The sequence below is a fragment of the Streptomyces sp. NBC_00310 genome, assembly GCF_036208085.1.
GTDB lineage: Bacteria > Actinomycetota > Actinomycetes > Streptomycetales > Streptomycetaceae > Streptomyces.
Genome location: NZ_CP130714.1, coordinates 8912950 through 8925651, shown reverse-complemented (window position 1 = coordinate 8925651; position 12702 = coordinate 8912950). Strand labels below are relative to the sequence as shown.

Sequence of the window (12702 nt, the reverse complement as noted above, 5' to 3'; positions counted from 1 at the left end):
CCTGGGCCCTGGGCCCAGGCGGGGGGACTGGGAGGCTGGGACCACGGCGAGGCCTGGGTATGCCCCTCAGACCTCCTTCTCGCGGTTGAGGTAGTTGTAGACGGTGAAGCGACTGACGCCGAGCGCGCTCGCGACGGTCTCCACGCCGTGGCGCACGGAGAAGGCGCCGCGCGCCTCCAGTATCCGTACGACCTCCTGCTTGGCCCTGCGGTCGAGGTCGGCCAGCGGCCTGCCCTTCTGGCGTTCCATCGCGGCCAGGATGTGATCCAGCGACTCGGCGAGCTGCGGCAGCCGTACGGCGACGACGGCGGTGCCCTCCCAGGAGAGGACGACGTCGTCGGGACCGGCCTCGTCCGGCGGCAGCATGGCCCCGCCCATGGCGTCGACCAGCGGCTTGACGGCCGCGACGAAGGGCTCGTCACCGGCGCCGGTCACTCGCCGCCCTCCCCGATCACGTTTACCTGGAGCGAGATCCGGGTGGCGCCGGCCTCCAGGGTCCGGCGCAGCAGGGCGTCCACGGCGGTGAGCACGGCGTCGGCGCCGCCCTCCGCCGTGTTGCCGAACGGGCCGACGTCGACCGCGTCCAGCTCGGCCGCCTCGACGACCTCGCGGGCCACCAGCGCGTGCGCCGGGGCCTCGTCGAGGTCGAAGGGCTCGGTCGTGAACTCCACTCTCAATCGCATCGCGCCCCCAGAACACGCATCCGACCCGCACGTTCGCCCAGATCACCCGTCGTGCGGGCACATCGGGACGGCACGGGGGTGCGTCGGTCGACCGCTTCACAGCCGCGAGCACCCCGGGCCCATCAATTTCACGGGACGGAGTCGCTCCGTCCGCCACGAGGCGACCCTAACCGACCAGGGCATCCCTTCGCCCGGCACGTGACGGAGCCTCGCCCTGCAGGTGAGGCGGCACCGCCCCGGCCCGCGCCTCCATCGGGAAACTCCTCCCCGACATCCTCGACGGCACCGTCGAGCCGGGCCGCGTCTTCGACCACACCGTCGGCTTCGACGGCTACCGCGCCATGGCCGGCCGCACCGCCCTGAAGACCCCCATCCGCCCCTGATCGCAGCGCCGCCGCGCACGCGAGGAGACCACCTGGGCCTACCTGGACCTACCGCACCAGCCGGTCCCGCTGGAGCAGGACGCGCCCGGGGCCCTGGACGCGGTCCGGGACGAGGCCAACATGCCGCTGGAGCGAGAGCCGTAGCGAGTGCGCGACGAGCTCGACGCCTTCAGGGCGCCCGCCGGCGCCTGACGCCATGGTCACGGCGATCAGCGTCGGGGGCGGCCACGGCCCGAGGGACCGCCGATCGACGGGGGCGGCCGCCGCCCGAGGGACCGCCGGGCATCCCGCGACGTCCGTGTCCGTGCCCGAACCGGGTGGCCGTGCCCGAACCGGGTGGCCCGGGCCGAACCGGGTGGCCCGGAAGGCCGCGGTCACAGAAGGGGAGAGGGTCCGTCCCGGACCGTCAGCAGCGCCAGATGGGCGAGGTCTCCCGGCGGAGGGGTCGTTACCGACCACAACGGCGCCGGGGATCCGTCGGCGACCGCGGCCGGGGCGTCGGTCAGGTTCATCCGCTCGCGCAGACGGCCGTAGAAGTCCATCGGCCCCAGCCGGACGGCCCGCAGGCGACGCGGGGCGGCGTACACGCCGATCCAGTCACCCGGGTCCAGAACGCCCCGCACTTGGCCGTCGATACTGACCGCGGCCGGCCCCGACCGTTCGAGGACCCGCAGTCCGACGGGCTCGTCGGGGGCCGTGACGACCGACCGGTCGAAGGCCATGTGCGGGGCGACCGGCGTGAAGACGAGCACCTCCGCACGAGGTGAGACGACAGGGCCGCCGGCGGCGAAGCTGTAGGCGGTCGAACCGGTCGGGGTGGCCACCAGCAGCGCGTCGGCGGAGTAGGACGCCAGGAGCCGCCCCGAGACGTACACACCGGCCGACACCTGCCGGTCCCTCACCAGCTTCTCCAGGACGACGTCGTTGAGCGCGGTGACGTCCAGGGGGATGCCCCACTCGTCGTCGACCTCGCAGTCGGGGCGTACCTGGGGCGGCGGCAGGAGCGGACCGCGCCCGTACCGCACCCACTCCTCCATGCCCGCCGGCACCTCCAGGCGGCGGGACGCCCGGAGGGCGAGCAGCATGCGGGTGTCGATCCTGAGCCGGTCCTCGCGCACCGCGTCCAGTGCCTCGCGCACCGCCGAGGACGACACCTCGGTCAGGAAGCCCACCCGCCCCAGATCGACGCCCAGGACCAGGGCGTCGTTCTCCGCCGCCAGCCGGGCGCCCCGCAGGAAGGTGCCGTCCCCGCCCAGGGTGACGATGAGGTCGGGGTCACCTGCGGCCCCGACCTCCTCACGAGCGGTGCGCCGCCCACCGTCGTGCCATACGTCGATGTCCGTGCACCGCACGCCGTGCTCCTCGCACCACGCACGGACCACCCCGGCCGCCTCCACGGCCTCCACGCGCCCGCCGTGTACGACGAGACCGAGTCGGCTCACCGTCATCTCTGCCTCCCGGAAATCTCCGTCACCAGGTCGCGGCGACGGTGCGGGGCGCGGTCCACGTCTCGCCTTCGCGTGCGTCGTCGGTGCCCGGTCACGTCGTCGGTGGTCGGTCGCCTCGTCGATGGTCGGTCGTAGTCACCAGTTCCCGCTGGTGCCGTACGCAGTCGTCCGGGTTCGTGTTCTCTCGACCGCCGCCGTGCGTCCCGCTCGGCGAGCTCCGCGGCGCCGCGAACCTTGCGGTGGCGCGGCCGGCGGTCAGGCGGCGAAGGCGGCGAGCAGCTCGTTGTACTGCTTGGCGGAGGTGGCCAGGTCCTCGTCGGAGAGGCCGAAGGCGGTGCCGTACACCTTGACCATCGGCTGCTGGATGTCGAACTGGCAGAGCCGCAGGGTCGCGTGCCAGCTGCCGAGGAGGGTCTCGAGAGTGGCCTGGTTCGAGCCTTCGGGGGTGTAGTGCTCGGCGGGGACGCCCGCGGTGACGGCGACGACTGCCTTCTTGCCGGCCAGCTGCGAGGCGGATCCGTCCATGGTGAAGGCCCAGGAGCACTGGTTGGGCCGGCAGCAGCGGTCAGCGGTCGACGGTGGCCATGTTGGCCTCGTCGTGGCGCTCGCCCGCGGCCGGCGTGAGGTTGTTCAGGCGGTCGAGCTGAGCGGCGCCGAGTTCGATGCCGTCGGCGGCGGTGTTCTCCTCGACGCGCGAGACCCGGCGGGTGCCGGGGATGGGGGCGATGTCGTCACCGCGGGTCAGCAGCCATGCCAGCGCGGTCTGGGCCGGGGTGGCTCCGATCTCGGCGCCGATGGCCCGCACCTCGTCGACGATGCGCAGGTTGCGCCGGAAGTTCTCGCCCGTGAAGCGCGGGTTGGTCTTGCGCCAGTCGTCATCGGTGAAGTCGTCGACGGTGCGGATCTGCCCGGTCAGCAGGCCGTGCCCCAGCGGCGAGTAGGGAACGAACCCGATGCCGAGCTCGCGCAGCAGCGGGAGGATCTCGGCCTCGACGTCGCGGGTCCAGAGCGAGTATTCGGTCTGCAGCGCGGCCACCGGATGCACGGCGTGTGCCCGGCGGATCGTCTCGGGCCCCGCCTCGGAGAGCCCGATGTGGCGCACCTTGCCCTCGGCGACCAGCTCGGCCAGCGCGCCGATGGTCTCCTCGATGGGTGCGTTCGGGTCGACGCGGTGCTGGTAGTAGAGGTCGATGTGGTCGGTGCCGAGCCGCTTGAGCGAGCCCTCGACCGCGGCCTTCACGTTGCCGGCGCTGCTGTCGATCACACGGGGGCCGCCGCCGCTGTGGGAGACGAGGCCGAACTTCGTCGCGATGACGACGTCGCGCCGTCCCTTGACGGCCTTCCCGACGAGTTCCTCGCTGTGGAAGGGGCCGTAGATCTCGGCGGTGTCGATGTGGGTGACCCCCAGATCCAGCGCCCGGTGGACGGTACGGATCGACTCCGCGTCGTCGAGCTCCCCGCCCGTGGTGTACGTGCCGGCCATGGTCATGGCTCCCAGGCCGATGCGCGAGACATCGAGCCCGCCCAGTGATACGTGCTTCATCAGGTACTCCTTGTCGTGACGGCCGTCGGGCCCGGTCGGTGGTGGTGGTGGTGATCGGTGTGGTGCGCCCTCGGCCGGCCGACCGTGCTGCGCTGATCGGCGCGCGGCCGGCGCGGGCACCGTGCGCCCGCCGGCGGCTTCCGCCACGGGTGCGCTGACGGGCTCTGCCCTGAGGGCGCTGACGGATTCCGCCCTGGCGGCGCTGACGGTTCCGCCCCGGGGTGCACCCGACCGCGGCCCTCGCGTCGGCCGAGTGTGGGGCGTCCTGCTCAGGCGTGTGCGTCGTCGTGGGCCAGGCTGCCGCCCAGCTCGCGGGAGGCCTCGGCCTGGGCGAGGAGTTCCTTCGCCTTGGCCTCGGCGGCCTCGACGGCGTCCGCGCCGGCGACGAAGCGCGGCAGGGGCTTGTCCTGGCCGGCGATGGCGAGCAGGGCGCGGGCGAGTTTGGCGGGGTCGCCGGGCTGCCGGCCGTTCATGCTCTTCATGCCCTCGATCCTCGGGGCGGTACGCGGGGCGTAGTCGTCGATGGACAGCTCGGGCCAGATGGTGGACCCGTCCACGAGGAGCTCGGTACGGAAGTAGCCGGGCTCCACGACCGTGGTGTGGATGTTGTACGGCTCGACGTCGTGGCGCAGGGACTCCATCCAGCCCTCTTCCGCGAACTTGGAGGCGGCGTAGGCGGAGGTGAACTCCATGCCGACCAGACCGGCGGTCGAGGTGATGGTGATGACATGGCCGGCGCGCTGCTTGCGCATGAGGGGCAGGATGGCGCGGGTGACGTTCATCGGGCCGAAGAGGTTCGTCTCGAACTGCCGGCGCATCTGCTCGGGCGAGATCTCCTCGAAGTAGCCGGTGAAGAGGTTCCCGGCGTTGTTGATCAGGACGTCGATGCGGCCGAAGCGGTCGACGGTGGCCCGCGCGGCGGCCTCGGCGTCCTCGGCGCTGGTGACGTCGAGCCTGGTGACCAGCAGGTTGTCCTGCGGTCCGCCCAGGGTCTTCTCGACCTCTTCGGGGCGGCGGCCGGTGGCGACGACCTGGTGGCCGACGGCGAGGGCCTCGCGGGCGATGTCCGTGCCCAGACCGCGTCCGGCACCGGTGACGAGAATGACCTTGCTCATGGGGGGTCCTCATCCTTGAGTAAGCGGCTCCGGGCGGTCCCCGCGGAGGGACCGCCGACCGGCGGCACGAGCGCCGCCGTATCCGGGCCGTTCACACCGCTGTGGGCGGTGCACCACCAACAGAACCGGTTGTCGCGGGCGGGTGGGAGTCCCTGATGAGGGGGTCACTGACAGGGACCCCCAACCCCGCGGAAGCACTCGTAGAGTGAGGCACATGGCAGGAAGAAATGACCCTTACGGCAGCAATCGCGACATTCGTGATGACTTCCGTGCGGAGATCCGGGAATTCCTGGGCACGCGACGGGCCAAGGTCACCCCCGAGCAGGCGGGACTGCCCACGTACGGCGGAGAGCGCCGACGGGTCACCGGGCTGCGCCGTGAGGAGGTCGCTCTCCTCGCGGGTATCTCCAGCGAGTACTACACCCGGCTGGAGCGCGGCAACGCCACCGGCGTCTCCGAGAGCGTCATCGAGGGCATCGCGCAGGCGCTGCAGCTCGACGAGGCCGAGCGAATCCACCTGCTCGACCTCCTGCGTGGCGCCGACGCGACCCGTCCGCCACGCCGCCGGCCGGCTCAGCAGCGGGTGCGGCCCGCGGTGCAGCGTGTCCTGGACGCGATGGTCGGCACTCCCGCGTTCGTCCTGAGCGGACGCGGGGACATCCTGGCCGCCAACCACCTCGGGCGCGCCCTGTTCTCCCCGGTCTACGCCGACCCGGTGCGGCCGCCCAACAACGCCAGGTTCATCTTTCTCGACCCGCGCGCGACCGAGTTCTTCCGGGACTGGGACCAGGTCGCTGGGGACGCCGTCGCCATGCTGCGCGCCGAGGCCGGCCGCGATCTCTACGACCGGCGGCTGACGGACCTGATCGGGGAACTGTCCACCCGCAGCGAGGAGTTCCGTCACCGCTGGGCCGCCCACAACGTACGGATGCACTCCACCGGCGTGAAGCTGCTCCACCACCCGGTCGTCGGCGATCTCGACCTGCCCTTCGAGGCCTTCCCGCTCGGCGACGATCCCGGCCAGTTCCTCCTCGCCTACACCGCCGAGCCCGCCTCCCCCTCCCAGGACGCCCTGAACCTGCTGGCCAGCTGGGCCGCGACCAACGACGACATCGAGGGGGCCGCGCCGCCCGCCGGCACCGAGCAGACCGACTCGGCCGACTGACCGTCTCGGCCGAGACGCCGGGGGCGCGCCGACGGCATCACCCGTCGGCGCGCCCCCGCCGACGGCACCCCGTACCAGGGCTCTCGTGGGGGCGGCTCCTCATACGGAGGGGTGGGCTCACGGGGGGTGGTCTCAGGTGGACGTGACCGTGGGTCGGGCCGGCGTCGTGCCCAGTGCGCCGCCGCCTCGCAGGGACGCGATCTGCGGTTCCTCCGCGTGTTCGATGCTGTCGAGTTCCTGGCCCGTCCAGGCCGATGTCGAGGTCAGGCGGTCTTCTCCTCGACGAGTACGGACGCCACCGCGGTCAGGACCACGAGCAGCGCGGCGGTCAGGAGGCTGGTGCGCAGCCCGTGCAGGAAGTGCGCGTGGTTGGAGACCAGGGCGCCGAAGACGGCGACGGACAGGGCGCCGCCGAGCTGGCGGGAGGCGTTCAGGACACCGCTCGCGGTGCCGGCGCGCTGGGCGGGGACCCGGTCGAGGAGCAGTGAGGTCACCGCCGGTACGGCGAGGCCGCCGCCGGTTCCGACCGGGATCATCAGCAGGACCAGCAGCCAGGCGGGCGCCGACGCCGGCGGAACGCAGAGCGCCACCAGGCCGGCGGCCATCAGGAGCTGCCCGGTGACGATCGGCATCCGTGCCCCGAACTTCGCGGCGAGCCGGGCGGCGGTCGGGCTGACGACCGCCGTCAGCAGCGTCATCGGCAGGAACGCCAGCCCGGTGGCCATCGGCGACAGGACCTGTTCCTGCTGGAGGTACAGGCCGAGCAGGAAGATCATCCCGTAGAAGCCGACGTTGAGCGCGAACCCGATGGTCGCCGAGAGGGCCATCGTCCGGGCGCGCAGGAGTTCCAGCGGCACCATCGGGTGCCGACCGCGCGCCTGGGCCGCCACGAAGACCACCGCCGCGACCACGGCCACCACCAGTGCGAGCAGCACGCGCGGCGTGCCCGGGCGCACGGCGCCGGCCTCGATCGCCGCGTACGTCAGGCCGCCCATCGCCGCCACCGCGGCGATCTGCCCGGTCCAGTCGAACGGCGCGTCGCCCTGGCGGGGCGAGCGGGCGGACCGGGTCAGCAGGAACAGCGCCAGCACACCCACCGGCAGATTGACGAAGAAGATCATCCGCCAGCTGAGCTCACTGAGCACACCGCCCAGCACCGGACCGGCCGCCGCGCCCACCGAGCCGCCCATCGCCCACACCGAGATCGCCCGGGCGCGCCGCGCCGGGTCGGGGAACGCCTCCCGGATCAACGCCAGCGAGGCCGGCACGATCACCGCGGCACCCGCGCCCTGCACCAGCCGCGCGATGACCAGCACACCCAGGTCCGGTGCGAGGCCACAGGCCGCCGAGGCGACGGTGAACACCACGAGCCCCGCCCCGAACGCCTGCCGCGCACCGATCCGGTCGGTCACGGACCCCGCGGACAGCAACAGCGCGGCGAACATCAGCGTGTAGCCGTCCACCACCCACTGCAGCCCGGTCATGCCGCCGCCGAAGTCCCGCCCGATCTCGGGCAGCGCGACGTTGACGATCAGGGCGTCGAGCGTCATCACGAAGAACCCGAGCAACGCTGCCGCCAGCGCCCAGCGGGCACCCTTCGCGGTGCCGCGCTTCCCGGCGGCGGTACCGGCGGACGACCTGCCTGGCGCGACAGAACTGGACACTGGTGTATCTCCTGATGAGGCAACGGATGAGCCAACGAACTCCCGGAGGCGGAACGAGTTCTTCGACCGGTGTCCAGCCTGCGCGGCCGACGCGTCGCGTGGCAGGCCGAGTTGTGCCGGGGAGCGCGGTTCGGGGGTGTGACGGAGCCCCCCGGCCCCAGCACATGGATCCGTCCTGACCGGACTGACACACTGGGCGCATGGCACGGGAGCAGCGCAACGGCAGCGACGGCACGGAACTGGGACGCTTCCTGCGCGCCCATCGCACCCGGGTGACACCCGAGGAGGCCGGCCTCAAGGTCGGCCCCGGTCTGCGGCGCACGCCCGGGTTGCGCCGCGAGGAGCTGGCCACGCTCGCCGGGGTCAGCATCGACTACTACACCCGCCTGGAACGCGGCAAGGAGGCCCACCCGAGCCCCGCCGTCGTCGACGCGCTCGCCCGGGTTCTGATGCTGGACGAGCACGCGCACGCGCATCTGCGGGACCTCGCCGTGTGCGCCGCCCGCCCCGCCTCCTCCGAGCCCCCGACGGCGCCCACCACGTCGGTGGGACCCGGGATCACGTTGCTGCTGGAGAGCCTGCGGCCCAACCCGGCGGTCGTGGTCAGTCGCACGATGGACCTGCTCGCGTGGAACCCGGGCGGGCTGCGGTTGTTCGTGGGGATGGAGCAGTGGCCGCCCGAGAAGCGCAACGTCGCGCGCTGGGTGTTCCTCAATCCCGGTGCGCGCACGGTCTTCGACCACTGGGACGAACAGATCCGTGCCTGCGTGGGACGCCTGCGGGCCCTGGCCGGCACCGACCCGGACGCCCCCGACCTCGTCGGGCTCGTCGACGAACTACTGGCCGAGAGCCCGGAGTTCGTCCAGCTGTGGGAGCGTTACGACGTACGGGCACACACCCACGGCAGCAAGACCTTCCACCTTCCGGACGTCGGCGACCTCACCCTCGCCTACCAGTCCATGCAGTTGGAAGGCTTCCCCGGCCACCGGCTGGTCGCCCACTACGCCGACCCCGGCACCCCCGACCACGACAAGATGGTCCTCCTCGACATGACCGCCACCGAGCCGGACTTGAAGTCCGCGGAAGACAAGCGGACCTGACGGCGACCGCCCGTGGCCGCTCCGGCCGCTACGCCTTCCTCCACCCGGCCACGCGGGACCTGGTGTTCCACGACTGGAACACCAGGTCCGCGGCTGCGTGGCCCGGCTGCGCGCCCTGGCCGGCACCGCCCCCGAGGCCCCCGAGGCCCCCGACCTGACCCGGCTCGCCGGTGAACTCCTCCTCAACAGCCGGGAGTTCGCCCGTCTGCGGGAACGCTACGACGTCAAGGGCCGCTCCTACGGCCGCAAGACGTTCCCGGGCCGTCATGGTGTGCCGCCCTTGACGGCGGGAGCCCGGTGTGAGGGGGGTCGGTGTGAGGAGGGCCGGTGTGAGGAGGGCCGGACGGCGTGGGGCCGGTCGAGGAGGAAGCCGGAGCCGGTCATGTCGATGATGCGGGCCATGATCGGGGGCGGACAGTGCAGTTGGAGGGTCGCGCCGGCGTCGACGGCGAGCCGGGACGCCGTGAGGAACACGTTGAGCCCGCTCGCGTCGCAGAAGGTGACCGCCGTGAGATCGACGTCGACGCTGCTGATGCCGTCGCGCAGGCATCCGGTCAGTGCGGTGTGCACGAGCGGGGTGGTGGCCAGGTCGATCTCGCCCGCGAGGGTGATCAGCGCGCGGGTGGTGTGGTCGTGCCGGTAGACGTTCAGCTGGGGAAGGGGCATGGCTCCTCGGTTCGCGGTGCCCGCCGGGAGTGCCGCGTGCCAGGGCCGGGTAGGGCCCTCGCGGCTGCCGCCGATACGGGGGTGGTGCGCGGTGACGGGTGAACGGCCGGTCCGGCAGTCCGGCTCGGTGAGCGCGGTGGCGGACCGGTCGTCCGGAGGTTGTGCCATGGAACCGGACGGAAGCAGGGAAGATTCACGTCCGGCGGGCGAGTGTCCTGGACGAGTGCGGCCCTGTGCCGAGACGGCGCTGTCGGAAGCATCGACGGCGAACCGGCCGGTAGGAGTCGGTAGGGCGAACCGGGCCCGGTAAGGACGCGGGGGTCGAGGATCAGCCGACCGGCCGGCGATCCACCGCGGACGGACAGCTCACCGGCCCCCGGGCTCCAGCCGCCGCAGGGCACCGCTTGCCCGGGCCCGGCCCCCGCGACGGCACAGAACACGACAGGACCCCGGCCTGCCCTGTGTGCCGCTACGGCCGGTCACCGAACGGGCCCGCTCTCGGTTCGGCCCGTGCGACGACCGGCGGGAAGAGCCTGCCGGAACGACGGGGCTCACCCTGCTCCCCTTCGGGTGCGGCGCCGAAGGTGGAGCCGTCCGCGTACGCCGTCGCGGCGACGGCCGGTGCCGGTCGTCCCCGCCCGGCCGCGAACCTTCCGCGGAGCCGACGGAGCCGGTCCCGCGACGGGCATCCCGGACCGGCCGTAGTGGAAGGCGGCGATGCGGTCGCTGTGCTGCGAGTTGAGCAGGTGGATGAGGAGCCCCCCGAAGGCGATCAGCGCCAGGATCACCACCACGGTCACGAACGTCTCCACGGATCTCACCTTCCCATCGGCTGATACGGCATGACGGCGGTCACGGCGGTCACGGCGGTCACGGCGGTCACGGCGGTCACGGCGGTCACGGCAGGGATACGCGGACGTACGGCGGGGATACGCGGACGCTCGGCCGGATCGCGGGCCTCATGTCCTCCTTCGGAGTCCCAGACCGCTTGCCCGGCCCGGTCGGTGTCGGACAGCGCCCGCAGACGCGCCGCCTCCTCCATCAACCGGCTCGCGGTCGACGTGCCCAGGGGGTCGCTCGCGGCGGCCATCAGCCAGGCGGCCGATACGGCGGGCGTCCGCGGCGGGACCACCAGGAGGTTCCAGCGGCCCGTGCGGTACGAGAGCAACAGCAGTTCGTGCGGGTCCTGCTCGGACAGGAACCAGCCCACCTTCACCACGTGCCCGTGGACGAGCACCTTGCGCGGAACGACCGGCCAGTGGACGGGATTCACCGTGACCCGGGTGATCCGCCCCCACAGCGGATCCAGTACGGCGGTCAGCGAGAGAAGTTCCGCCCCGAGATCGCGGGAGCGGGGCCACCATGCGCCGTCCAGCAGGGCCGGTACGGAACCGACGGGAGCGAGCGACAGGCGGAGGGAGGGCGAGGAGAACCGGGCATCGGCTTCGGCTGGCGGCGGGTGGGAGATCGTCGCGGTCATGACGCGAACCCTGCCCCGGGCCGAATACGACCGGCCCGGCATATTCGATCGCCGAAAACGACACGAGCCTGGAAGCCGGTGCGCGAAATATCCTCGGTGATTGGAGCCTACTCCTCGAACAGGCCCGACGTACCGTACCGGCGACGGAGCGACGGCCCCATGCGCCCCTCCCCGGAGCCGTCGCCCCAGGGGCGACAACCACGGCCTACGGACCAGACACCCGAATCGGCGGCTGGGCGAGCGGTGGCCGGCCGCGGCCCGCACCTCGACGAACCCCTGGTCTCGGTCGGGTACGCGGGCCGAGGCCCGGCGTAGAGTGAAAACCGAGAGCCGGTCCGGGAGCCCAGCACGAGTGGCGGCGACCATGGCAACACTCCACCAGCGGAAGAACCACCGCGAAGCGATCATGAAAACCCTGTACGAGGGCATGGAAGGCAGTGGCCGTCCCGACACCTCCGGGGCGAGGCTGCGTGACGAGTTGGAGATCCCCGACCAGGACCTGGCCGCGGCCTGCACGTATCTGGTGGGCGAGGGGCTCGTCACCGTCCGCTGGGCCCACGGAGACGCGCCCGCGACCGTCATGCTGACGCACGAGGGGATACGGCTCATGGAGGCCGAGGAGGAGGACCACGACTGACCCGAACGCCACCGCTCCGGGGCGCGTGGGCCGGCGCCATGCCGCCCGCGGAGGCACCCGATGCCTGCGAGGTGTTTCGGTCATACGATGACAAAGGGGTCGGCGCTCTCATGTGCTCGGGCCCGCAGGACGGCCCCTGACGTGTCTCCGCCGGGGCCGTCGTACCGACACCGCCCGGCGGAGCGCGCAGACAGGGAGCAGGGCATGATCCGTTCAGCCGACATCCGCGAGTGGCGCAACCATGACGTGGTCGACGCGAAACAGCGCAGGATCGGCATGCTCGAAGCGGTCTACGTGGACACCGTCACCGACGAACCGGCCATGGCCACCGTCCGGACCGGGCTGCCCACCCGTCACCGCCTGGTCTTCGTCCCCCTCGACGACGCGGTGGTCGGCCCGGGCTACGTCAAGGTCTCCTACCACAAGGGGCAGGTACGGAAAGCCCCGTCGATCGGGACGGACGACGTGCTGCCGGCCGAGCAGGAGGAGGAGATCTTCCGGCACTACGGCATGACGTACCGGCCGGGAGCAGGAGGCGCACGTCAGCTCGCCCGCCGCTGACCGTACGCACACGGCACAGAGGAGGTGGTCCCGGGTGATGGCGCTGTTCCTTCTGCTGCTCCTGGTGGCCGTCGTACTGGGACTCATCGGTGTCGCGGCGGAGGGCCTGGGCCCTCTCCTGGCCATCGGCATCGTGGTCTTCGCCGCCGACGTGATCTTCTTCGCGGCGCGGGCGTCCCGGCGTACCAGGCGGCGTCCCCTCCGCTGACGGCGAAGCCGCGCCGCGGGAGGCGCGGGGCCAGATGGACTGACGGATC

General features: G+C 72.2%; 16 protein-coding genes and 2 pseudogenes. 7 read left to right on the top strand and 11 right to left on the bottom strand.

Annotated elements, in window-relative coordinates; genetic code table 11:
- Window positions 1-66: 66 nt before the first annotated feature.
- Window positions 67-435 (bottom strand): helix-turn-helix domain-containing protein, encoded by a 369-nt coding sequence (locus OG202_RS38995; protein ID WP_326575159.1) that lies wholly within the window; start codon window positions 433-435, stop codon window positions 67-69.
- On the bottom strand, window positions 432-683 hold the full coding sequence (locus OG202_RS38990) for a hypothetical protein (protein ID WP_326575161.1): 252 nt from the start codon (window positions 681-683) through the stop codon (window positions 432-434). The genes OG202_RS38995 and OG202_RS38990 overlap by 4 nt, the downstream gene beginning before the upstream one ends.
- 224 nt (window positions 684-907) lie before the next feature.
- Between OG202_RS38990 and OG202_RS38985 the strand changes: the two are divergent.
- Window positions 908-1066 (top strand): annotated as a pseudogene (locus tag OG202_RS38985) (IMP dehydrogenase); the annotation flags it as partial.
- A 48-nt stretch (window positions 1067-1114) separates the two neighbouring features.
- Here OG202_RS38985 and OG202_RS38980 read toward each other — a convergent pair.
- The 5 genes from OG202_RS38980 to OG202_RS38960 all read right to left on the bottom strand — a co-directional run bounded on the left by OG202_RS38980 (window position 1115) and on the right by OG202_RS38960 (window position 5172).
- Window positions 1115-1270: a hypothetical protein gene (locus OG202_RS38980; protein ID WP_328224295.1), complete on the bottom strand. Its 156-nt coding sequence runs from the start codon at window positions 1268-1270 to the stop codon at window positions 1115-1117.
- A 170-nt stretch (window positions 1271-1440) separates the two neighbouring features.
- Window positions 1441-2514: an NAD(+)/NADH kinase gene (locus OG202_RS38975; RefSeq protein ID WP_327727132.1), complete on the bottom strand. Its 1074-nt coding sequence runs from the start codon at window positions 2512-2514 to the stop codon at window positions 1441-1443.
- Window positions 2515-2769: 255 nt separating this feature from the next.
- Window positions 2770-3039 carry an NAD(P)H-dependent oxidoreductase gene (locus OG202_RS38970; protein ID WP_328224294.1) on the bottom strand — a complete coding sequence of 90 codons (270 nt, stop codon included), beginning with the start codon at window positions 3037-3039 and terminating at the stop codon, window positions 2770-2772.
- A gap of 40 nt (window positions 3040-3079) precedes the next feature.
- Window positions 3080-4057 (bottom strand): aldo/keto reductase, encoded by a 978-nt coding sequence (locus tag OG202_RS38965; protein WP_328224293.1) that lies wholly within the window; start codon window positions 4055-4057, stop codon window positions 3080-3082.
- Window positions 4058-4326: 269 nt separating this feature from the next.
- Window positions 4327-5172, bottom strand: coding sequence for an SDR family oxidoreductase (locus tag OG202_RS38960; protein WP_327727134.1), 846 nt, complete (start codon window positions 5170-5172; stop codon window positions 4327-4329).
- Between the two features lie 214 nt (window positions 5173-5386).
- On the opposite strand from OG202_RS38960, the gene OG202_RS38955 reads away from it, so the two are divergent.
- Window positions 5387-6337, top strand: a complete 951-nt coding sequence (locus OG202_RS38955) for a helix-turn-helix domain-containing protein (RefSeq protein WP_328224292.1) — start codon at window positions 5387-5389, stop codon at window positions 6335-6337.
- A gap of 263 nt (window positions 6338-6600) precedes the next feature.
- On the opposite strand, the gene OG202_RS38950 is transcribed toward OG202_RS38955, so the two are convergent.
- Complete coding sequence (locus OG202_RS38950; protein ID WP_328224291.1) at window positions 6601-8001, bottom strand: MFS transporter; 1401 nt, start codon at window positions 7999-8001, stop codon at window positions 6601-6603.
- A gap of 200 nt (window positions 8002-8201) precedes the next feature.
- On the opposite strand from OG202_RS38950, the gene OG202_RS38945 reads away from it, so the two are divergent.
- Together OG202_RS38945 and OG202_RS38940 are read left to right on the top strand one after the other, a co-directional pair.
- The gene (locus tag OG202_RS38945; RefSeq protein WP_327727137.1) at window positions 8202-9101 is read left to right on the top strand and encodes a helix-turn-helix transcriptional regulator; all 900 of its coding nucleotides are present in this window, start codon (window positions 8202-8204) and stop codon (window positions 9099-9101) included.
- 26 nt (window positions 9102-9127) lie between these two features.
- A pseudogene (locus OG202_RS38940) lies at window positions 9128-9357 on the top strand (MmyB family transcriptional regulator); the annotation flags it as partial.
- A gap of 8 nt (window positions 9358-9365) precedes the next feature.
- Here OG202_RS38940 and OG202_RS38935 read toward each other — a convergent pair.
- The 3 genes from OG202_RS38935 to OG202_RS38925 all read right to left on the bottom strand — a co-directional run bounded on the left by OG202_RS38935 (window position 9366) and on the right by OG202_RS38925 (window position 11247).
- Window positions 9366-9935: an STAS domain-containing protein gene (locus tag OG202_RS38935; RefSeq protein ID WP_327727138.1), complete on the bottom strand. Its 570-nt coding sequence runs from the start codon at window positions 9933-9935 to the stop codon at window positions 9366-9368.
- A gap of 383 nt (window positions 9936-10318) precedes the next feature.
- Window positions 10319-10579 (bottom strand): hypothetical protein, encoded by a 261-nt coding sequence (locus OG202_RS38930; protein WP_327727139.1) that lies wholly within the window; start codon window positions 10577-10579, stop codon window positions 10319-10321.
- Window positions 10580-10584: 5 nt separating this feature from the next.
- Window positions 10585-11247, bottom strand: a complete 663-nt coding sequence (locus tag OG202_RS38925; RefSeq protein ID WP_327727140.1) for a DUF5994 family protein — start codon at window positions 11245-11247, stop codon at window positions 10585-10587.
- A gap of 364 nt (window positions 11248-11611) precedes the next feature.
- Here OG202_RS38925 and OG202_RS38920 point away from each other — a divergent pair, with 364 nt between their 5' ends.
- From OG202_RS38920 to OG202_RS38910, 3 genes are all read left to right on the top strand, one after another.
- On the top strand, window positions 11612-11884 hold the full coding sequence (locus OG202_RS38920; protein ID WP_326575173.1) for a hypothetical protein: 273 nt from the start codon (window positions 11612-11614) through the stop codon (window positions 11882-11884).
- Window positions 11885-12088: 204 nt separating this feature from the next.
- Window positions 12089-12445 (top strand): PRC-barrel domain-containing protein, encoded by a 357-nt coding sequence (locus OG202_RS38915; protein WP_327727141.1) that lies wholly within the window; start codon window positions 12089-12091, stop codon window positions 12443-12445.
- Window positions 12446-12482: 37 nt separating this feature from the next.
- A complete protein-coding gene (locus tag OG202_RS38910) occupies window positions 12483-12653 on the top strand; it encodes a hypothetical protein (RefSeq protein WP_327727142.1) in 171 nt (56 codons plus the stop codon).
- The last annotated feature ends 49 nt before the right edge of the window (window positions 12654-12702 follow it).

What these genes read in the sequence shown, in the direction of transcription:
- OG202_RS38945 (WP_327727137.1), top strand. Translation starts at nt 8,202, where the DNA reads ATGGCACGGGAGCAGCGCAACGGCAGCGACGGCACGGAACTGGGACGC.
- OG202_RS38960 (WP_327727134.1), bottom strand. Translation starts at nt 5,172, where the DNA reads ATGAGCAAGGTCATTCTCGTCACCGGTGCCGGACGCGGTCTGGGCACG.
- OG202_RS38990 (WP_326575161.1), bottom strand. Translation starts at nt 683, where the DNA reads ATGCGATTGAGAGTGGAGTTCACGACCGAGCCCTTCGACCTCGACGAG.
- OG202_RS38935 (WP_327727138.1), bottom strand. Translation starts at nt 9,935, where the DNA reads ATGGCACAACCTCCGGACGACCGGTCCGCCACCGCGCTCACCGAGCCG.
- OG202_RS38955 (WP_328224292.1), top strand. Translation starts at nt 5,387, where the DNA reads ATGGCAGGAAGAAATGACCCTTACGGCAGCAATCGCGACATTCGTGAT.
- OG202_RS38915 (WP_327727141.1), top strand. Translation starts at nt 12,089, where the DNA reads ATGATCCGTTCAGCCGACATCCGCGAGTGGCGCAACCATGACGTGGTC.
- OG202_RS38920 (WP_326575173.1), top strand. Translation starts at nt 11,612, where the DNA reads ATGGCAACACTCCACCAGCGGAAGAACCACCGCGAAGCGATCATGAAA.
- OG202_RS38910 (WP_327727142.1), top strand. Translation starts at nt 12,483, where the DNA reads ATGGCGCTGTTCCTTCTGCTGCTCCTGGTGGCCGTCGTACTGGGACTC.
- OG202_RS38965 (WP_328224293.1), bottom strand. Translation starts at nt 4,057, where the DNA reads ATGAAGCACGTATCACTGGGCGGGCTCGATGTCTCGCGCATCGGCCTG.
- OG202_RS38975 (WP_327727132.1), bottom strand. Translation starts at nt 2,514, where the DNA reads ATGACGGTGAGCCGACTCGGTCTCGTCGTACACGGCGGGCGCGTGGAG.
- OG202_RS38970 (WP_328224294.1), bottom strand. Translation starts at nt 3,039, where the DNA reads ATGGACGGATCCGCCTCGCAGCTGGCCGGCAAGAAGGCAGTCGTCGCC.
- OG202_RS38925 (WP_327727140.1), bottom strand. Translation starts at nt 11,247, where the DNA reads ATGACCGCGACGATCTCCCACCCGCCGCCAGCCGAAGCCGATGCCCGG.